The organism is Streptomyces sp. a15 (genome assembly GCF_059026085.1).
Genome location: NZ_JBWLKM010000080.1, coordinates 1 through 18,539, shown reverse-complemented (window position 1 = coordinate 18,539; position 18,539 = coordinate 1). Strand labels below are relative to the sequence as shown.

The following is an 18,539-nucleotide window of genomic DNA, read 5'->3' as shown; positions in this document are numbered from 1 at the left end:
TCCTCCGTCAGCTTTCCGTATTCCGGCCGCTCTGTCGTGTACGCGCCTGATGGAGGCGGACCTTGGTGCGGTTGCCGCAGCGGGACATGGAGCACCAGCGGCGGTTGCGGGCCGGGGAGCGGTCCAGGAAGCGCAGTGCGCAGCGGTCCGCTCCGCAGACGCGTACGCGTCGGATCTCGGCGGACAGAAGCAAGTCGACGGCGTCCTGGGCGATGCGCGCCAGTGCGAGTGTGGGGTCGTCGGCGAGGGTCGTGGTGCCGGCGGGCTCCAGGCGGTCGTCGGTAATGACGAGTTGCAGGGCGGGTCTGGGGGCCGCCGCTGCCGATCGGTTGAGCAGTGTCACGTCGCCGGATGCGGGCAGTCGGCCGTCGGCGACCGCCAGTACGGCCCGGTCGACGCTCTCGCGCAGCAGTCGGGCAGACGTGAGAACGGCTGCCGTGGCGGGATCGGAGGTCCCCGGTGCGAGCAGACGGGCCTCCCGGAGCCAGCCCATCAGGTCGTCCGGTCCCCGGAGTGTCTCCTCCGGAGTGGTTCTCCACCGGCTGCGAAGGGTGTTGGCGAAGTCCAGGCAGACCCGTCCGCCATCCCAGATCCACATGTTGTCCGTTGCCACTGCCACGCCTCCATTCTGCCCGCTAGCCTAACCGTCTAAGACAGTTAGCTCGTGTCAGGAAGGCGCATCCATGGGACAGCCGACAGTGACGACCGGAGTGACGCAGGTGGACGGGGTCCGCCTGCACTACGTCCGAGCCGGGTCCGGACCTCTGCTTGTCCTGCTTCACGGCTGGCCGCAAACCTCCGACTGCTGGCGGCCGGTACTGGCGGATCTCGCCGCCGACCACGGTTGTGGCGCCGGACCTGCGCGGATACGGCCTGAGCGACAAGCCCACCAGTGGTTACGACAAACGGCGTATGGCCGCCGACATGGCAGGTCTCGTCGAGGCGCTCGGCTTCCAGCGGGCCATGGTCGTGGGCCACGACCGCGGCGCGCGCGTGGGGCACCGCTGGGCGCTCGACCGCCCGGACCAGGTGGAGCGGCTGGCCGTGCTCGACATCGTTCCCACCCGGGAGATGTTCCGCCGTCTGGACGCCTCGCTCGCCTCCGGGTACTGGCACTGGCTGTTCCACATGCAGCCCGATCTGCCCGAGCGCTTGGTGGGGCGCGACATCCGGGGGTATCTCGAGTACTTCTTCGAGCGGTGGACCTACAACCGCCACGGGCTCGCAGCCGACGCGGTCGACGGCTACGTCCGTGCGTTCTCCCGCCCGGGCGCCCTGCGTGCGAGTCTCGACGACTACCGGGCCATGGAGCAGGACACCGCGCTCGACGACATCGACGCCGCCGAAGGCCGTCGCCTCACCATGCCGCTGCTGGCGCTGTGGGGTTCCGCGGGGCTGCCTGCCCGCCTGCCGACACCGGAGATCTGGCGTGGCTACGCGGACGACGTAACCAGTGCGGAGATCCCGGAGTGCGGCCACTTCATCCCGGAGGAGCAGCCGGAGGCGCTGTTGGCGCATCTGCGGCCTTTCCTGGCCGGCGAGGCGAGCCGGTGAGCCCATTACCTTCGTCGTAGAGCCCGGTTCGGGCTCGTGGCCTTCGGGGCCGGTATGACTCGTTGCCCCTGTCCTTGATGATCCGGGGGGTGCTGTCGCCGGTCCCGGCGGCACCGGACGATCGCTGATGGAAGCGCGTCCGCCGACAGGCAGGGCTGCGTAAGGTGGCTGCCGATCTCCGGTGCCCGGGCAGGCCACCGGTTCTGACTCCGGGGAGGGAAAGCCCGGTGACCAGCAACGACTTCACGTCGATCGATGTGTTCTGCGCCTTGGACGTGGGCAAGTCCACCCACCACTGCACGGCCCTGCTGGCCGATGGCCGTACGACCTTCGACAAGCCACTGCCCAACGGCGAGCCCCAGCTGCGGGAGTAGGCGGTGAGCGGCGCGAGATTCGGGTCCACCTTCTGAGCGCCCGCCGCGTCGACGACCGAGTGGTCGCGCCAGCCGAGGACGCATACCACGTAGTCACCGGGAGCGAAACCCTCGGCGTTGGAGGCCGCGGCCGACGGTGGCGCCGCCCAGCGGCGCGCCCACCTCGTACGGCTCGATGTATGACTTCTTGGCACTCATCCGACCACGCATGCAGGGGTCGACCGAGAGGTACTCGTTGGCGATCAGGAGCTGCTCCGGGCCGGGCGGGGAGGTCCACCTCACGCAGTGAGAAGTCGGACGCCTCCGGCCAGCCCTCCGGGCGGGTGTCCAGGTGCCATGCGAGGGCGGTGGTGGGCAGGGTCTGCTCGGACATGTGGATCGAGTCCCTTCGGTGGAGTGGTTCTCTGGTGATGAACCGAAAGGTCTGTCTACTGCACAGAAAGGTCTGTCTGTGCAGTAGCGGAACAAGCCGCGAACGGCCGGTTCCGGGAGCTGTCGGGGGCAGGCTGCGTCGAGAAGGTCGCGCGCCGTCCGCTTGGCGGCCTCGACGGCGACGTCGGCATGTTCGACGCGTGTCGCCGCCAGCCCGCACCCCGATGGCCACCGCCCGCGCCGCGATCACGCTGTCGCAGATCTCCCAGGGGCGCTTCCTCCTCGGGCTGGGCCCCTCCGGACCGCAGGTGATGGAAGGGCTGCACGGCGTGCCGTTCGACCGGCCACTGTCACGGATGCGCGAGACCGTCGAGATCGTGCGACAGGCCGCCTCGGGGGAGAAAGTCGCCCACCTCGGGCGGGAATTCCAGATCCCGCTGACGGACGGGGACGGCAAGCCCATGCGCCTGTCCATGCGCGCCGAGTACGACATCCCCGTCTACCTGGCGACCCTCTCGCCGAAGATGCTGCACCTGACCGGTGAGATCGCCGACGGCCGGCTGGGCACCAGCTTCGTCCCCGAAGGCGCCAAGGAGGCGTACTTCGACCACCTGGACCAGGGTCTGGCCACCGTCGGTCGGACTCGCTCCGACCTCGACATCTGCCAGGGCGCCGAGGTCGCGTTCGCGGACGACGAGGACGCGCTGCGCGCGATGGTGGCCGGACGCAAGAAGGAACTGGCCTTCAGCCTCGGCGGCATGGGCTCCGCGACCACGAACTTCTACAACAACGCCTACAGCCGGCCGGGATGGGCCGAGGTGGCGGCCGAGGTCCGGACCCGCCGGCAGGCCGTGGACCGGGACGGCGCGACAGACCTGGTCACCGACGAGATGGTGCTGGCGACCACGCTGATCGGAACCGAGGACATGATGCGCGAGCGGCTGCGCGTGTGGCGGGACGCCGGCGTCGACACCGTTCGCTTCTACCCCGCCGGCGAGAGCCTCGACGCCCGCCTCGCCACCCTGGGCCGGGCCATCGAGCTGGTCCGCGACATCGAGGACGAAGCGGCACGGTAGTCCCAGGCCGGCTGACTGAGGAGGGCTGCTGAGCGTCGGCGCCTTCCACGAGACGCCGGTTCAGGTCGACCGGGCGCTGATGCCGTCAGCCGCCAGGCCGGACATCAGCAGGGTGATCGCGCGGAACGTCCTGGTGAGGGCGGACTCCCGGTCCGCCGCGGCGGCGATGATCTGGTTGCCCTCGCACAGGCCGGCCAGCAGCAGCCGGGCGACAGTGGCGACGGGAACGTCCGGTTGCAGTTCACCGCGTTCGGCCAGAACGGTCAGCAGCCGTTCGATCGGAGGCTGGGCGACGGTGTCGTTGATGTGGCGGTACTGCCCTGCCAGGACCGCGGGTGCCTGGGCCATCAGCTCTCGGTGCAGGGGGTCGTCGATGGTTCGTCGTAGGAAGGCGTGCGTGAGGTCGGCCACCGCGGCCATGGCGGGTTGGTCCGGTGTCGCACGGATCGCCTCGGACGTCGCGTCTGTCAGGACGCCGACCTGCTGAATCAGCTCCGTGTAGAGCTCGGCGAACATCGCCTTCTTGTCCGGGAAGTGGTGGTACAAGGTGCCCTTGCTCACCAGAGCCGCCCCGGTGACGGCCTCGACTGACGTGTCCGCGAACCCGTTGTCCACGAACAGCTTCCGTGCGGCCGCCACCAGGTCTGCCCGGGTCTGCTCCGCATACATCTGTCGTCGGTTTGGCGCTCGCATGCGACCATCGTATATTCAGTGACCTGAGGTCAGTAAATGACTCATGGTCAGTCAATGGCGTCGTGAGAAGGCCCTCCGAAAGGCGGACGGAGCCGTGGAAAGGCGCAGGATCGTGTTGCTGGGTGCGCGGGATACACCGGGCAGCGTGTGCTCCGGGAACTGCTCGCACGAGGTGCGAAGCCGACCTCCGAAGTCGACGGGCGTCGGCCCGCCGTCGATGATGGCTGAGCGGGCATAGATCACGGCGCCGGGGCGCTGAAGCGGATGTCCGGGGAACCGCTGCGGACGGTAGTCCGCTGTCGAGTTGATGAACAGGTTGTTCGATCGGGAGCGAGTCGGCCCCTCGCGGGAGCCGGCCGCCCCAGTGGAAAGGGAGCCGTCCATGGACGAGCAGGGTGAGCGCTTCGACGTCGTCGTACTCGGCGCGGGCCCCGGCGGATACGTAGCCGCCATCCGGGCCGCCCAACTGGGCAAGCGCGTCGCGGTCGTCGAGGAGAAGTACTGGGGCGGCGTCTGCCTGAACGTGGGCTGTATCCCCACCAAGGCCCTGCTGCGCAACGCCGAGCTCGCGCACATCTTCACGCGCGAGGCGAAGACCTTCGGCATCAAGGTCGAGGGTGAGGTCTCCTTCGACTACGGGGAGGCCTTCCGCCGCAGCCGTAAGGTCGCGGACGGCCGGGTCAAGGGCGTCCACTACCTGATGAAGAAGAACAAGATCACGGAAATCAGCGGTCGCGGCACGTTCCTCGACCCGCACACGCTCCAGGTGGCCGACTACGACGGCAACACCCGCACCATCGGTTTCGATCACTGCATCATCGCCGCCGGGGCGAGCCCCAAGCTGCTGCCCGGCACCCGCCGTACGTCGCGCGTGGTGACGTTCGAGGAGCAGATCCTCGCCGAGGACCTGCCGCAGTCGATCGTGATCGCCGGCGCCGGGGCCATCGGCGTCGAGTTCGCCTACCTGCTGCACAACTACGGCGTGAAGGTCACCGTCGTCGAGTTCCTGGACCGGATCGCCCCGCTGGAGGACGCCGAGGTCTCCGCCGAACTGGCCAAGCAGTACCGGAGGTTGGGCATCGACGTGCTCACCTCCACCCGCGTCGAGTCGATCGACGAGTCCGGTCCTCAAGTCCGAGTCACGGTCACCGGCAAGGACGGCGCCCAGCAGGTCCTGGAGGCCGACAAGGTCCTGCAGGCGATCGGCTTCGCGCCGAACGTCACCGGTTACGGCCTGGAGAAGACCGGCGTGCGCGTCACCGAGCGCGGCGCGATCGACGTGGACGGACGCTGCCGAACCTCGGTCCCGCACATCTACGCCATCGGGGACGTCACCGCGAAGCTGATGCTCGCGCACGCCGCCGAGGCGATGGGCGTGGTCGCCGCCGAGACGATCGCGGACGCCGAGACCATGGAGCTGGACTACGTGATGATCCCGCGGGCCACTTTCTGCCAGCCGCAGATCGCCAGCTTCGGCTACACCGAGGCGCAGGCGAGGGAGAAGGGCTTCGACGTCCAGGTGGCCAAGTTCCCGTTCACCGCGAACGCCAAGGCCCACGGCCTGGGCGACGCGACCGGCTTCGTGAAGCTGATCAGCGACGGCAAGTACGGCGAGCTCCTCGGCGGCCACCTCATCGGCCCCGACGTCACCGAACTCCTCCCGGAGCTGACCCTCGCCCAGCAGTGGGACCTCACGGTCCACGAGGTCGCCCGCAACGTCCATGCCCACCCCACCCTGGGCGAGGCGGTCAAGGAAGCCGTCCACGGCCTCGCAGGCCACATGATCAACATGTAGCGGGGCGCGCTCGACGCCGCGGCGACAGGGCCCGTTGGTGCTCGGATCGGTTTCGCGACCTCGAGCTGCCAAGGGGCCCTGATCCCTTGATGGGGGAGATCCGAGGCAGGGGTGGTTCTCGAGGAGTCAGGGAAGCTCAACTCCCGTTGCTGTGCAGCCTTTCAGGAAGATCGTCCAGCACTGGGATGTCTGTCGTGCAGGACGTGCCGGAGACCTCCGCCAACGACAACACGATGTTCAGCGGCCAGTCGAACGCGTGGACGCGCGATCGCCGCCGCATACGGGAGGTCGTGGTCTCATCCGCCGAAGCATCGATCGTCAGAAGGCCGTGACGAACTGGGCGACGGTGACGACGAGAGCGCCCTGTTGTCGTCGTTCTGGAGCCGCATGGGGGGATCATCCCGTCAGGACGACGGACACGGTCGCAGCGACGATCGTGACCGCAGCCAGCGTGACCATCACCGTCCGCACCGCCGTCATCCGTCGGCCTGCGCAGGACGCGGGGGCAGTCCCGGCGGCACCAGCCAGGGCGCGGGCGAACGTTTCCCCTGCGCAGCCGGCACCGGCCGGGCCCGGGCGTCCGCCTCGCGCAGCTGTCCGCACCACACGCAGCTGTCTACTTCATGGACGGCAGGCCGGGCGTCGGGGTCCGGGTCGGGGCAGTTACCAAAGGCTTCCATACCTCTTCAACGACCCACTACAGCGAGGCGGTCGCCACATCACCCGTTTGCCGTGTCGGCCACGCTCAGCCGGACACTCCACGAGGGTCCGACGCTGCGAGACAGCCCAGGCCCTTTGAGTCGGGGAGCCTCACGCACCATCGCGCGGGACGAGGCCCGCCCGGCCCGCAGGCGTGCGGCCACCTCACCATCCGGTCGCTCAATCGGCAGAGAACCCGAATCGGCATCCAGGGACCGGATGTTGTCGGCTCGGACCCCCGAGGCGTCCTGGGTGAGGTCGCAGAGCACCCGGCTGCCGCGACCAGCACGCCGCCGCGCCGCCGTGAACGACTCCCAGCGCGTCCTGACGAGCCGTTACAACCCGGCGCTTCGGCGGTTCCTGGCAGCCGCGCAGGGGCGGTCGACATGCAGTAGGAGGGTCCGGCGCCATGGCCAGCCAAGAGGGAATCCGCGCGGCAGTGGTGTTCGGCGGCAGAGCACGAAGCACTCCGTGTCCTGCGTCGGGCGGGGAGCCTGCTCGCGAACCTCGACCCGGCGCGCTTCGAGGTCCTCCCGGTCGGCATCACGCCGTAGGGCTCGTGGGTGCTCGGCCGGCCGACCCGCAGACGCCGAGCGATCGACGGCCGGGCCATGCCGACATCGCCACCGGCACCGCGGTATCAAGGGCGACTACGACGGGGAGCTGCGCCACGGCGTGCCGCAGCTGCCGCTGCCAGCCGCGTTCGCCCCGGACGTGCTGCGGGTGAGAGCCCTGCGATCCGCCCCGGCGGCGAATCGCAGCCCCTGACCTCGCTCCGCAGGAGTCCGTTTGCTTGCCCACGGCGTCATAGAGCAATCAGACCGGCTGCCGTCTCCTTGAAGCCGCAGACATCGAAATAGAACGACCGCAGGTGCTCCTCGAAGTCGACGTGGAGCCACTCGCACTGCGCGGCACGGGCTTCGTGGGCTGCGGTTGCGACCAGCGCGGCGCCAACACCTCTTGCCCGGCGATGCTGTGCGACCATCGTGTCCAGGATGAAGGCATGGACTCCTCCATCCCAGACGACGTTGACGAAGCCGATCAGAGAGCCGTCTTCCCAGGCGCAGACCCAGCCAAGACTGTGGCGCTCAAGTCGTTCTCGCCAGTCCGTCTGAGCGATCGGGTGGCCGAAGGCGTCAGCGTGGAGCGCGTTGAGGGCGGCATTGTCGAAGTCACCCCGCCACTCGTACTTGATCGTCACTCTTCCATCGTAATGTCCGTGCCGGGTCTGGTGACCGGATTAGGGAACGAGGAGTCGGTCGGCCTCTTGAGCTCGTTCATCTGGTTGCGGCTGAGCCATTCCAGTGCGCCGGTCATCGCGCCGGTGGCGGCGACCGTCATGCCTGTCGGCGGCCCGTCGGCAGGCTGCGGACAAACGCGAGCCTCGGACTTGGCAAGCGGCAAGGTCCGCTATGATTGATCTTGAGCTGGTCGCCACAACTCATGGCGCCCGGTGGTGCGTTGGTGGTCCAAGGAAAGACGTCCCGCTTCCTGCGGGGAGATGCAGGTGCAAGGCCTGCCCGGCGCTCGGACACGAGCCCCGTCCCGCGTTTCGCGGGGTGGGGCTCGCTGTGTTGTGCAGGCCTGCGCCGCCCAGCCGTTGTCAGTCCCGGGAACACAACGCCGCGGGTGCCACCGCCGCCGCTATTCCTGCTCAGCGTGATCGCGCAGCTGACATGCGTCGCCGCCGTAACGGCCGGTACGGCATGCTCACGTATCACCCGCTTCTCTCACTCCTCTCACCGATCGGCACTGCATCACCGCCCGGGACACCCCCGTCACTCTCTCGCCCGGCCGTCGCCTCGTCGTCGACGGGGATGCCCAGTCGGCTGGCTACGGTGGTGAGGGCGGTGCCCAACGGGAGTGCGACCCGGGTGACGGCGTGCCGGTCGCCTCGGGTGGGGTCCCGGTTGACGATCAGTACGGGCTTCCCGGCCTCGGCTGCCTGGCGGACGAACCGTAGCCCGGACATCACCGTCAGCGAGGAGCCCAGGACCAGCAGCGAGGCCGCCTCACGGACCAGTGTGCGGCAGTGTTCGACGCGCTGCGGCGGAACGGATTCGCCGAAGAACACCACGTCCGGTTTGAGGATGCCGCCGCAGACAGTGCAGGGCAGCACGCGGAAGTCCCCGACCTGTTCGTCGGTGAGGTCGGCGTCACCGTCCGGGTTGATTCCGGCGGCCACCGGCTTGAAGCTCGCATTGGCCTCCTCCAGCCGCCGGGCGAGTTCGCGGCGCGGGCTGAAGGCGCCGCAGGAAAGGCAGACGACCTGCTCCAGGCTTCCGTGGAGTTCCACGACGCCCTCGGCGCCGGCGGCCTGGTGCAGGCCGTCGACGTTCTGGGTGATCACACCCGAGAGCAGGCCGTGCCGCCCGAACGCGGCCACGGCCCGGTGCCCGGCGTTGGGGCGGGCTCGACCGAAGGTGCGCCAGCCGAGGTGGCTGCGCGCCCAGTACCGGCGCCGGGCCCGGGCGCTGGCGGTGAAGTCCTGGTAGGTCATCGGAGTGTGCCGGCTCAGGCTGCCGCCCTCGCCCCGGTAGTCGGGGATGCCCGACTCCGTGGAGATGCCCGCCCCGCTGAGCACCAGCACCCCACCAGTGCTCAGCACACCGGCGACCGGCTCCAGATCCGTGGTGCCCGGCGGCAGGTCGTCGGCAGGGGTCCAGCTCACAGTGGGGCGCATGCGCATGCTGCCAGGGTACGGAACCGGTTGCCGCCACCCGGGTATAGCGCGACGATGCATAGCCGTAGTCAGCACGGAACCGCGGTCGCAACCCCCTGGCCAGCCACGCTGAGCATCACAGGTGGCCGCAGGGTGGCGACGCCATCGCGATCGCCCTCACTGCCCGAACTGCAAGATGGGCCTGCCGGTGTGGCACAGGGCACAGACCGGCGAGTGTTGCCCTCGCCGAGTCGGCTTGTCGCGGTTACGGTCGGGACGTGGACGAAGGACTGTATTCGGACCCGCAGGCGCCAGGCGAAGATGCGGCAGACGCTCGATTGATCGGCCTGGTGACGGACTGGGCTGCTTCGATCGTCGCCAATGATCCCGTGCGTATCGCCGGCTTCATGGCTGACGAGTGGGTGATCGTTTCCGAGTCGGGCGTCGCCTCGAAGGAGCAGTTCCTCTCCCTCGTCGAGTCCGGGGAGCTGACCCACTCGGCGATGGAACTCGTGACGCAACCAAGGGTTCGCGTCTACAACGGTACGGCGGTTCTCACCGGACGCGTGACGAACACAGCCCACTACCAAGGCACGCGTTACGACGCGGACGAGTGGACGACCGACGTGTTCGTGAAACGAGACGGTCGCTGGCTCTGCGTGTTGAGCCACATCACACCTGTGGCCCCAAGCTGAGCCACAGGCCGAGCGGTATCAGGGCGGCGGCGCTCCTGCTCGCGCCGCCCAGATCGGGAGAGCGAACATGCTGCAGCCGCGGCCTGCTCCCGCTGCGCCGCCTCCACAGCCTCGCGGCCAACTCGGGGGCTGTGACCGTCCTTCCGTGACCAGTACGGCCGATGCATCGCCAGCCCATGGTTCATGGGAGTCGATCTCTTACGGAGGTACGCCCCAACCGGGCGTAGGACGGGTTCTGGCCGCATGCCGTAGTGGGGCACCACCCGCCCCCACCGGCCGGGACAAGGCCGGCCACCGTCACTTGGGGGTCGGCTGCGGACCAGGAGACGGTAGCGGGTACGGGTAGTTCAGCCGCCGCACCTCTGCCTCCGCCTCCGACTGGCGCCGTACCGCCACCGCCAGAGCGTCAGCGGCGTCTGCCAGTGACGCCTCGCCGGGTGCACCCTGCTGGAACCGAAAGGCGGTTATACGAGCAGCGGCGGCAGGCCGAGCAGCGCGGCGACCACGCCGATCACCTTGCCCATATCGTCGACGCGATCTACGCCCGACGCGTACAGGATCCCTGTCCCGGCCAGCAGCGCCGCGACGGCCACGGCGTAGACCCGCGCCGGCCACCGTCTCCCCCACCCATGCGTCAGTCCTCTGCTCTGCGTCCTTTGGGCTCAGCCGATCTTGCCTGCCAAGACGGCCAGAAGCGAGAAGGAGCCAGTCAACAGAGGCAAAATCCCCACTTGGCCATCGAGTTGGCGTCCGGTTGCGTGGGCACACATCCGGCCCGGTTGACAACCTTGTCTCTGCATGTCGCAAAGATCCCCCCATGGTTCCGGTGGGACTGAGGTCAACATCTGTCCGCTCCTGATAAGAAAAGTACACACACATCTGGTTGAGGGGGGTTGCGCCTGCGTGCGCACATGCTGGCGCAGGCTGGTCGGCCGCCAGGGTGAGGCTTCGGCCACCGTCCCTGCCTATCCACGCGTATGACGGTGTGTCAGTTTCTCAAGGGAGATTCCGCATGACCAAGAGGGTCCACGCTGCGCTGGGACGTCCCAGACACACGGCGGACAAGACCGGCAGACGGGCTCGGGGGATCATGGCGGCAACCGCCGCCGCTGTCGCTCTCCTTGTCGCCGCCACCGCCGCCCATGGCGCGGTCACCGATGGGGGTGGGGCGGGATCGCACCCGCCCAAGCGAATAGGCACGGCCCCCCACGTTCCGGCGGGCGCGACCGCGGCCGGCGCGACTCCTTCGGGAACCACGCTGCACATCGGCGTGAACCTCGCCCCGCGTGACCCGAAGGCGTTGGCCGACTTCGTCACCGCGGTATCGACCCCGGGCAACTCCCTGTACCACCACTACCTGGCCAAGGGGCATTTCGCCTCGGTCTTCGGCCCGACGCCGGCCACCATCGCCCAGGTGTCCCAGGCACTGAAGGCAGCCGGCCTCACTCCCGGCAAGGCCAGCGCGGACGGCCTTTCCATCCCGGTCACCACCACCGTCGCAAAGGCGTCCGACGCCTTCGACACCGGCTTCCGGAACGTCCGGCTCAAAGACGGCACCACCGACTACATGAACACCGCGGCCCCCGCGCTGCCCGCGAACATCGCGGCGTCGGTGACCGGGATCGTCGGCCTGAGTGACATCAACAGCATCACCAGCCACCACTCATCCGTGCGTCAGGCGGGCAAGACCAGCTCTGCCGCCGACCGCGGCTCGCGCGCCGTGGCCCCGCACGCGTACAGCCCGGGACTCTGCACCGACTTCACCGGCTCGGGCCTCACCGACGGCACCGACTACTACAGCCCCGGCAAGCTGGCCGGCACCTACGGTATGAGCAGCTCCGCCACTGTCGGCGCGGGGCAGACCGTGGCCGTGTTCGAGCTGGAGAACGTCGACGCCGCCAGCATCGCCGCGTACCAGTCCTGCGTGGGCACCAGCACCTCCGTCTCCACCGTGTACGTCGATACGGCGGCAGGGGCCGGGGCGCCGGCCACCGACGGATCGGTCGGCGTGGAGTCGGCGCTCGACATCGAGGACCTGATCGGTCTGGTGCCGGGCGCGAGCATCATCGACTACCAGGGCCCGGACGCCGAGTCCGCGACCGACCAGAACGTGCTCGACGTCTACCAGCGGATGGTCACCGACGACCAGGCTCAGGTCATCTCCTCCAGCTGGGGCGTGTGCGAGGCAGCCGAGAGCAGCGCGACCGCGAGCGCCGAGAACGCCATCTTCGCGGAGGCCGCGGCGCAGGGCCAGAGCGTGGTCGCCGCCTCGGGCGACGACGGCTCCAGCGACTGCTACCTCTCGACCGGCTCCACCGCCAAGGCCGTCGACGACCCCGCGAGCCAGCCCTACGTCACCGGCGTCGGCGGCACCACGATGACCGGCTCGGGCAGCACCGCGACCCAGAAGGCGTGGAACAACGACACCGGCGGCAGCGGCGGCGGCATCTCCTCGCGCTGGGCTCCCGTCGTCTACCAGGGCGGCGTAGCCACCACCGCCAAGCGTGCCGTTCCGGATGTCTCCGCCCTTGCGGACCCGTACACCGGCTACCCGATCTACTACCAGGACAACAGCGCCTCCTCCACGCCCGTCCCCGGCATCATCGGCGGCACCAGCGGCGCGGCCCCGACGTGGGCCGCTGCCATCGTCCAGGCCAACGCCAGCGCGGCCTGCCAGACGAACGGCCGGGTCGGCTTCCTCAACAACGCCCTCTACAAGGCCGCGCGGAGCAGCTACCCGACGAACTTCTGGGACGTCACCAGCGGCAGCAACTCCGTACACGCCACCGGCTACACGGCGGCGGCCGGCTACGACGAGGTCACCGGCCTGGGCTCGCCCAAGGAGGCCGGCCTGATCACTTCGCTGTGCGCGGCCAAGGGCACCGCGGCCACGGGTGCCTCCACCTTCCACCCGCTCAGCAGCCCCAAGCGCCTGCTGGACACCCGCAACGGCACCGGTTGGGGCCTCAGCTCCGTCCCGTCCACCAAACCCCTGGTCGCGGGCGGCACCGCCCCGGTCAAGATCGAAGGCGCTGGGGGAATCCCCAGCAGTGGCGTGACCGGTGTCGTGCTCAACCTGACGGTCACCGGCACCACCGGCGCGGGTTCGTTGATCGCCTGGGCCGACGGCACCGCCAAACCGTCGACCAGCAACCTGAACTGGACCGGCGCCGGCCAGACCATCGCCGCCTCGTCGACCGTCATGGTGGCCGGTGACGGCGTGGTGGACCTCTACACCAGCAGCACCACTCACCTGATCGCCGATGTCCAGGGCTACTACACCAGCGACACCACCGGGTCCAAGTACACGGCCCTCAAGCCGGCCCGCCTGCTGGACACCCGCTCCAAGGTCGGCATCTCCACCACCACCAAGATCACCAACGCAGTGGTCAGCCTCAAGGTCCGCGGCCACGGTGGCGTGCCGACCGGCGCCTCCTCCGTGGTCCTCAACCTGACGGCCACCCAGACCGTCGGCTCCGGCTACCTGGAGGCCTACCCCGAGGGCGCCACCCGCCCGACCGCCTCCAACGTCAACTGGTCGGCCACCGGGACCACCATTCCCAACCTGGTCGTCGTGCCGATCGGCTCCGACGGCAACGTCAGCCTCTACGTCCACGGCACCAGCCACGTGATCGCCGACGTCTCCGGCTACTTCTCCACCAGCGGCTCGGCCTTCCACACGGTCACCCCGCTGCGTCTGCTGGACACCCGTACGACGACGGCGCTGGGCGCCGGCAAGACACTGGCCCTGCAGATCTCGGGCCGTGACGCCATTCCGTCCACCGGCGTCAAGGCCGTCGTGCTGACCGTCACCGTCACCGGCACCACTGGCAGCGGCTACCTCACCGCCTGGGCCGACGGAGGCACCCGCCCGACGGCCTCCAACCTGAACTGGGTGCAGGGCAAGACGATCGCCAACCAGGTGATCGTGCCGGTCGGCTCCGACGGCAAAGTCGACTTCTACGCCAGCAGCACAACCCAGGTGCTCGCGGACGTGGCCGGCTACATCAGCTGACGCCAACCGACGACACAACGGTGATGCCCCGCCGACCCGCCTGGTCGGCGGGGCATCACCGCGACAGGCGGAGTCTGTGGCTACCGAGTTGTTTGACATCTCCGCCGCTCGGGCTGGCTGACTCGGCCATTCGTTCGGCGCCAGGGCCGCGGCCAAGTCGCCGTCGGCTTCGGAGAACCGGTGGTGGCAGCGGCCGGCCGGGGCGTGCCTCAGGATCGCGACGTCGGATGTTCCTCGACGATCAGTCCCGCGGGTGCCGAAACCGATTCGGTCCGGCCGTCGGCGCCGATGGTGACGTCGAGCTGTTCTCCCGCGACGGTGAGCCCTTGGAGGGTGAGCGCGCCGACGGGAAGTGGGCCGGTCGGCCGGAGGTGGAGCCGGCCTGCGGGTACGCCGGGCTCCAGTCCGGTCAGGGCGGTCATCAGGGCGATTACTGATGCGGCCGACCAGGCTTGTGGTCGGCAGGCGGCCGGGTAGGGGACCGGTGCGGGGTGTCGCCGCGTGCGTCGCCGCCCCACAGTTCGGGCAGCCGGTAGTCGAAGGCCGGTGCCGCGGCGAGGATGCCTTCGACGAGCCGGGCGGCGGCTTCGGGGTGTCCGGCGCGGGCGAGGCCGGTGACGGCGATGGCGGTGTCGTGCGGCCAGACGGCGCCGCAGTGGTAGCGCAGCGGGCCGAAGCCGCCGGACCGGGACGACATCGCGCGCAGCCCGTGGGCGTCGGACATGTCGGGGGCGGCGAGCCGTGCGGCGACGGAGGCGCTCTCGTCGGCGTTGAGTATGCCCGTGGCCAGGAGGTGGCCCATGTTGCTCGCGACGGAGTCGACCGGGCGGCCCGCGCCGTCGAGTGCCATGGCCGGGTAGGGACGTCCTGGTCGGAGACCCAGAACCGGGCGCGGAACCGGTCGGCGGGGCCGACAGCGAAGGTCCGCCAGCGGTCGCCGTCGGGCAGTCCTGAGTCCTGATGTCCAAGCCGCCGCTGCCGCCGGAGGCCGTAGAGCTGCTGCGTCGCCCCAACCCCTGCGTCATGGCGACCCTGCGCTCAGACGGCGCGCCCGTATCCACCCCCACCTGGTACGTCTGGGAGGACGGCCGGGCCCTGATCTCCCTGGACGAGGGCCGCATCCGCCTGAAGCACCTGCGCCGCGACCCGCGCATCACCGTCACTGTCCTCGCCGGGGACGACCGGTACACACGTCACTCTGATCGGCCGGGTCGTCGAGATGTACGACGACGGGGGCCTCGCCGACGCCGACCGCATCGCCACGCACTACACCGGCAAGCCCTACCCGGACCGCGTCCGGAACCGGGTCAGCGCCTCGATCGAGATCGAGCGCTGGCACGGCTGGGGCGCCCACCGCGACAGCGACCAGGCATTCACCTGACCGCGGATCCGACCCGCGGCGCGACCGTGCGGGCCCAGGTCCTCGACCGGCCCGGCGGGTCCGACACCCTGCGCATGACCGATCTGCCTGTGCCCGAGCCGGGCCGTGGACAGGTGCGGGTGAAGGTCGAGGCGTGCGGCCTCGACGTGGTCGGCACCGCCGGCGCGGTGGGTGACGGGGTGACCGGCATTAGTCCGGGGCAGCGCGTCGCCCTTCACGGTGGCCTGCGCCGCCCCGGTGGCTTCGCCGAGTTCACCCTGGCCGACGCCACCACCTTGGCCGCCGTGCCCGCCTCGCTCGAATAGGGCACCGGGGCCGCGCTGCCCTGCGCCGGAATGGCCGCCTACCAGGCGGTGGTGCGGCGGCTTCACGTCACCGCCGGTGAAACGGTTGTCCTTGTCACCGGCGGCGCCGGCGGCTACGCCTCCAACTCGCCGCGCTCGCCGGAACCGCGTGGTCACAACGGCGTCCGATCGTAACCGCCGACCCCGTATGCGATCCGTTGCCCCGCCTCACGTAGGCAGCCACCCAGGCCACCAGGGTGGGACATTGTCCAGGGGGCAGTTGCCATTGGTGTCGTTCCCCACACCGAGCGGGGTTCCCAGCCAGGCGAAGTGCACCAATGTCAGCGCGATCAGTGCTGCCAGGAAGACCGCGGCTGGTATCAACAAGTTCCGGTACCGGCGTTTTTGATGCCGCAGCATGACTGCCGGCAGCGCCCAGGCAGCCAAGCCGGTGAATCCCGCCGCGAGGACCGTCAACGGTGCTTCCCAGGTCCACAGATCGAACAGGCTCGGGTGTTCCCGAAGGACGACGGCGCAGGTCCGGCGCGCCGCGCGGGACAGCTGGTAGGCGCCGTAACCCGCGAGCGCCCCTGCGAGCAATGTCAAGCAGCCTGCCATCCAGGGCGGATTGGTCTGTCTTTCCATGTCAGGGCTTGACGCACCACAACGCTGCGAGGTTCCTCCACCTGCCCAGCCGGACCCGGGAAGTGATGGCTTCCCACCCGCCTCAGTCCTAACGTCCCGTCCCACGCGCCCTGGAACGCCGCGGACCGGTGCATCGCCGGCACCGTGTCGTCCTACGTCGTCAACTTCGCCGCCCACGGTGACCTCAACGGCCCGAAACACCGGCGCTGGGCTTCGTCCCGGCCCGGTGATTGGGCACGGTGACCGCGGCGCGGCTGGTGAGCTGCTTGCCGAAGACGGTCCGCCAGTAACGCCGCACGAGGGGCAGGTCCTCGGCGTAGGTGACCAGCGGGGACCTCGCGCAGGGCGGCGCACAGATCCTCGGCCTGTGGGTGCGCGGTGATGCGCCCAGATCGGGGAGGCGACCAGCAGGTACTCCTCGTCGGCGAGCGGCACCGACTCGAGGCCGCGGCCGCGGGGGCGCCGGGTTGCGATGACCAGGTCATGGCGGCCCGCCCGCATCTCTTCCAGCAGCGGTTCGGGCAGCCCTTGCGCCAGGGCGGGCAGGACGCGCGCGCACAGCAGTTCCGACGGGCCGGCGAGGTGCACGGGTGTGGCGGGCCCGGCCAGGGGGCCGCCGCCTTCGAGGGCGGCGAGTGCGTCGAGCGGGCCCGCGGTCTGGGCGGCGAGTTCGTGGGCGAGGGGGGGGGTTCCACGCCGCGCGGCAGCCGGGTGAACAACTCGCGGCCGGTCTGCTGCTCCAGGGTGCGGATCTGTGCGGTCACCGTGGGCTGGGACAGCCCGAGCACGGGCGCGGCGGCGGTGAAGGTGCCGGCGCGATAGACAGCCAGGAAGGTGCGCAGCAGGTTGAGGTCGGCGTGCGCCGGGAGTTGCCTGCCGACGCCGGCCGCGGTCTCGGAGGTCTCGGGAGGCCGGTTCTTCATGGCGGCCATCGCATCCATCGTTCACATCGGAGTTCCGATGGCTGAGATCGGCTCTTCTATTGGTAGTCCGATGGAGCGCGGGCCTGACGACGTGCCGTGTCGCCGAGACGCCGCCAGAGGGCCGCGCCCGCTGCGGGCGGTGAAGCCGGCCGGGCCGACGAGACGCTCGTCCCCTGTGAGGCGTCCCAGGCCGTGGGCCACGGCGATCTGGCCAGGCAGGACAAGGAGTCCCAGGAGGTGTCCATGCTCGCGCTCCACCTGCTCAAGTCCTCCTTGGTCCACGTCAACATGCTGCTGATGCAGCAGGACCTCGCCGATCCGAAGTGGGCCTCCGGCGTGACGGGCCGGCGTGACGGGCTGGCTCAGCCGGTGCCGTGGACGACGGTGCCGTTTCCGCACAATCGTCATCTTGTGGGGGACTGGGCGCCCTGGCGACGGAAACTCGGATGCGGGTACCGCACGGCCACCCCTAGGCTGAGCCCGCGGGGAGGCGAGGCGCCGTATCGTCCGTCAGTGGATCGGAGATGCACGGGGTATGACCAGTCAACTGTTCGCGATCTGCTTCAATGCGACCCGGCCGTCGGGCCTAGCGCGGTTCTGGTCCGGCGTCCTGGGCTGGGAGTTGGCCGACGGCCCGGACGACGACGTCGCGATCCTGCCCCCTGATACCGCCGGGTTCCGCATCCGTTTCCTGCCGAGCGAGGAGCCGAAGATCGGCCAGAACAGGGCGCACTTCGACCTGACGAGCACCTCCCCGGAGGATCAGCAGCGGACGGTGGCCCGGGCGCTGGAACTGGGCGGGAAACACATCGACGTGGGCCAACTCCCGGAAGAGGAACACGTGGTGCTCGCCGATCCGGACGGCAACGAGTTCTGCGTAATCGAGGCGGGCAACAATTTCCTCGCCGACGCGGGCTTCATCGGAGCGCTGGCCTGCGACGGTACGCAGGAGGTCGGTTACTTCTGGAGCGAGGCGCTGCGGTGGCCGCTGGTCTGGGACCAGGACCAGGAGACCGCGATCCAATCGCCGAACGGCGGTACGAAGATCACGTGGGGTGGCCCACCGGTGGCGCCGAAGACGGGTACGAACAGGCTGTACTTCGAGCTTGCGCTCCCCGCCGACGCAGACCGGGAAGCGGAGGTCGACCGCCTGATCTCGCTCGGCGCGACGCACACCGACATCGGCGAGCGCGACGGCGGCCGGATGCTGATGCTCGACCCCGACGGCAACGAGTTCTCCGTACGGAGGCCCCGGTAGCGGGGCTGTTGTCGGGCGGGTGGTGTTGGACGGGCCGGCTGTCGAAGAGTGGCGCTGTCGCAGGCCGCTGAGCAGTTCGCATCACCAGCAGTGCGTAGTAGAGCAGTACCAGC

At 69.6% G+C, this 18,539-nt stretch carries 19 protein-coding genes and 1 pseudogene; 9 read left to right on the top strand and 11 right to left on the bottom strand.

Going from position 1 to position 18,539, the window contains the following annotated elements; translation table 11 throughout:
- Nucleotides 1-7 precede the first annotated feature (7 nt).
- Nucleotides 8-619, bottom strand: a complete 612-nt coding sequence (locus tag AC5P09_RS42280; RefSeq protein WP_493879015.1) for a CGNR zinc finger domain-containing protein — start codon at nt 617-619, stop codon at nt 8-10.
- Between the two features lie 149 nt (nt 620-768).
- Here AC5P09_RS42280 and AC5P09_RS42275 point away from each other — a divergent pair, with 149 nt between their 5' ends.
- Together AC5P09_RS42275 and AC5P09_RS42270 are read left to right on the top strand one after the other, a co-directional pair.
- A complete protein-coding gene (locus AC5P09_RS42275) occupies nt 769-1,554 on the top strand; it encodes an alpha/beta fold hydrolase (protein WP_493879014.1) in 786 nt (261 codons plus the stop codon).
- A gap of 227 nt (nt 1,555-1,781) precedes the next feature.
- Entirely contained in the window at nt 1,782-1,928 is a 147-nt protein-coding gene (locus tag AC5P09_RS42270; protein WP_493879013.1) for a hypothetical protein, read from the top strand.
- A gap of 93 nt (nt 1,929-2,021) precedes the next feature.
- On the opposite strand, the gene AC5P09_RS42265 is transcribed toward AC5P09_RS42270, so the two are convergent.
- Nucleotides 2,022-2,210, bottom strand: a complete 189-nt coding sequence (locus AC5P09_RS42265) for a hypothetical protein (RefSeq protein ID WP_493879012.1) — start codon at nt 2,208-2,210, stop codon at nt 2,022-2,024.
- Between the two features lie 290 nt (nt 2,211-2,500).
- On the opposite strand from AC5P09_RS42265, the gene AC5P09_RS42260 reads away from it, so the two are divergent.
- Nucleotides 2,501-3,376 (top strand): LLM class flavin-dependent oxidoreductase, encoded by an 876-nt coding sequence (locus tag AC5P09_RS42260; protein WP_493879011.1) that lies wholly within the window; start codon nt 2,501-2,503, stop codon nt 3,374-3,376.
- Between the two features lie 60 nt (nt 3,377-3,436).
- Here the strand turns inward: AC5P09_RS42260 and AC5P09_RS42255 are convergent, their stop codons facing one another.
- The gene (locus AC5P09_RS42255; RefSeq protein ID WP_493879010.1) at nt 3,437-4,069 is read right to left on the bottom strand and encodes a TetR/AcrR family transcriptional regulator; all 633 of its coding nucleotides are present in this window, start codon (nt 4,067-4,069) and stop codon (nt 3,437-3,439) included.
- A 382-nt stretch (nt 4,070-4,451) separates the two neighbouring features.
- Between AC5P09_RS42255 and lpdA the strand changes: the two genes are divergently transcribed.
- Entirely contained in the window at nt 4,452-5,864 is a 1,413-nt protein-coding gene (gene lpdA / locus AC5P09_RS42250; protein WP_493879009.1) for a dihydrolipoyl dehydrogenase, read from the top strand.
- A gap of 1,504 nt (nt 5,865-7,368) precedes the next feature.
- Here the strand turns inward: lpdA and AC5P09_RS42245 are convergent.
- The 3 genes from AC5P09_RS42245 to AC5P09_RS42235 form a co-directional block, all read right to left on the bottom strand.
- On the bottom strand, nt 7,369-7,764 hold the full coding sequence (locus tag AC5P09_RS42245) for a GNAT family N-acetyltransferase (protein ID WP_493879008.1): 396 nt from the start codon (nt 7,762-7,764) through the stop codon (nt 7,369-7,371).
- Entirely contained in the window at nt 7,761-7,904 is a 144-nt protein-coding gene (locus AC5P09_RS42240) for a hypothetical protein (protein WP_493879028.1), read from the bottom strand. The genes AC5P09_RS42245 and AC5P09_RS42240 overlap by 4 nt, the downstream gene beginning before the upstream one ends.
- 376 nt (nt 7,905-8,280) lie before the next feature.
- Nucleotides 8,281-9,252: an NAD-dependent protein deacetylase gene (locus tag AC5P09_RS42235; protein WP_493879007.1), complete on the bottom strand. Its 972-nt coding sequence runs from the start codon at nt 9,250-9,252 to the stop codon at nt 8,281-8,283.
- Between the two features lie 251 nt (nt 9,253-9,503).
- Between AC5P09_RS42235 and AC5P09_RS42230 the strand changes: the two genes are divergently transcribed.
- Nucleotides 9,504-9,920 carry a nuclear transport factor 2 family protein gene (locus AC5P09_RS42230; RefSeq protein WP_493879006.1) on the top strand — a complete coding sequence of 139 codons (417 nt, stop codon included), beginning with the start codon at nt 9,504-9,506 and terminating at the stop codon, nt 9,918-9,920.
- Between the two features lie 464 nt (nt 9,921-10,384).
- On the opposite strand, the gene AC5P09_RS42225 is transcribed toward AC5P09_RS42230, so the two are convergent.
- The gene (locus AC5P09_RS42225) at nt 10,385-10,513 is read right to left on the bottom strand and encodes a hypothetical protein (protein WP_493879005.1); all 129 of its coding nucleotides are present in this window, start codon (nt 10,511-10,513) and stop codon (nt 10,385-10,387) included.
- A 419-nt stretch (nt 10,514-10,932) separates the two neighbouring features.
- Between AC5P09_RS42225 and AC5P09_RS42220 the strand changes: the two genes are divergently transcribed.
- Nucleotides 10,933-13,935 carry a S53 family peptidase gene (locus tag AC5P09_RS42220; RefSeq protein WP_493879004.1) on the top strand — a complete coding sequence of 1,001 codons (3,003 nt, stop codon included), beginning with the start codon at nt 10,933-10,935 and terminating at the stop codon, nt 13,933-13,935.
- A 209-nt stretch (nt 13,936-14,144) separates the two neighbouring features.
- Here the strand turns inward: AC5P09_RS42220 and AC5P09_RS42215 are convergent, their stop codons facing one another.
- Together AC5P09_RS42215 and AC5P09_RS42210 are read right to left on the bottom strand one after the other, a co-directional pair.
- Nucleotides 14,145-14,357 carry a hypothetical protein gene (locus AC5P09_RS42215; protein ID WP_493879003.1) on the bottom strand — a complete coding sequence of 71 codons (213 nt, stop codon included), beginning with the start codon at nt 14,355-14,357 and terminating at the stop codon, nt 14,145-14,147.
- Between the two features lie 8 nt (nt 14,358-14,365).
- On the bottom strand, nt 14,366-14,785 hold the full coding sequence (locus tag AC5P09_RS42210) for an MGH1-like glycoside hydrolase domain-containing protein (protein ID WP_493879002.1): 420 nt from the start codon (nt 14,783-14,785) through the stop codon (nt 14,366-14,368).
- 110 nt (nt 14,786-14,895) lie between these two features.
- Between AC5P09_RS42210 and AC5P09_RS42205 the strand changes: the two are divergent.
- Nucleotides 14,896-15,316: pseudogene (locus AC5P09_RS42205) on the top strand (PPOX class F420-dependent oxidoreductase).
- A gap of 74 nt (nt 15,317-15,390) precedes the next feature.
- Nucleotides 15,391-15,621 (top strand): alcohol dehydrogenase catalytic domain-containing protein, encoded by a 231-nt coding sequence (locus AC5P09_RS42200; protein ID WP_493879001.1) that lies wholly within the window; start codon nt 15,391-15,393, stop codon nt 15,619-15,621.
- 207 nt (nt 15,622-15,828) lie between these two features.
- Here the strand turns inward: AC5P09_RS42200 and AC5P09_RS42195 are convergent, their stop codons facing one another.
- Together AC5P09_RS42195 and AC5P09_RS42190 are read right to left on the bottom strand one after the other, a co-directional pair.
- On the bottom strand, nt 15,829-16,245 hold the full coding sequence (locus AC5P09_RS42195; RefSeq protein WP_493879000.1) for a hypothetical protein: 417 nt from the start codon (nt 16,243-16,245) through the stop codon (nt 15,829-15,831).
- Between the two features lie 152 nt (nt 16,246-16,397).
- Complete coding sequence (locus AC5P09_RS42190; RefSeq protein WP_493879026.1) at nt 16,398-17,168, bottom strand: helix-turn-helix domain-containing protein; 771 nt, start codon at nt 17,166-17,168, stop codon at nt 16,398-16,400.
- Nucleotides 17,169-17,703: 535 nt separating this feature from the next.
- Here AC5P09_RS42190 and AC5P09_RS42185 point away from each other — a divergent pair.
- Nucleotides 17,704-18,426: a VOC family protein gene (locus AC5P09_RS42185; RefSeq protein WP_493878999.1), complete on the top strand. Its 723-nt coding sequence runs from the start codon at nt 17,704-17,706 to the stop codon at nt 18,424-18,426.
- Nucleotides 18,427-18,539: the final 113 nt, after the last annotated feature.

Coding starts and splice junctions, on each gene's coding strand:
- AC5P09_RS42235 (WP_493879007.1), bottom strand. CDS start 9,252: ATGCGCATGCGCCCCACTGTGAGCTGGACCCCTGCCGACGACCTGCCG.
- AC5P09_RS42190 (WP_493879026.1), bottom strand. CDS start 17,168: ATGAAGAACCGGCCTCCCGAGACCTCCGAGACCGCGGCCGGCGTCGGC.
- AC5P09_RS42210 (WP_493879002.1), bottom strand. CDS start 14,785: ATGGCACTCGACGGCGCGGGCCGCCCGGTCGACTCCGTCGCGAGCAAC.
- AC5P09_RS42195 (WP_493879000.1), bottom strand. CDS start 16,245: ATGGAAAGACAGACCAATCCGCCCTGGATGGCAGGCTGCTTGACATTG.
- lpdA (WP_493879009.1), top strand. CDS start 4,452: ATGGACGAGCAGGGTGAGCGCTTCGACGTCGTCGTACTCGGCGCGGGC.
- AC5P09_RS42185 (WP_493878999.1), top strand. CDS start 17,704: ATGACCAGTCAACTGTTCGCGATCTGCTTCAATGCGACCCGGCCGTCG.
- AC5P09_RS42200 (WP_493879001.1), top strand. CDS start 15,391: ATGACCGATCTGCCTGTGCCCGAGCCGGGCCGTGGACAGGTGCGGGTG.
- AC5P09_RS42220 (WP_493879004.1), top strand. CDS start 10,933: ATGACCAAGAGGGTCCACGCTGCGCTGGGACGTCCCAGACACACGGCG.
- AC5P09_RS42255 (WP_493879010.1), bottom strand. CDS start 4,069: ATGCGAGCGCCAAACCGACGACAGATGTATGCGGAGCAGACCCGGGCA.
- AC5P09_RS42215 (WP_493879003.1), bottom strand. CDS start 14,357: ATGACCGCCCTGACCGGACTGGAGCCCGGCGTACCCGCAGGCCGGCTC.
- AC5P09_RS42240 (WP_493879028.1), bottom strand. CDS start 7,904: ATGACGGTCGCCGCCACCGGCGCGATGACCGGCGCACTGGAATGGCTC.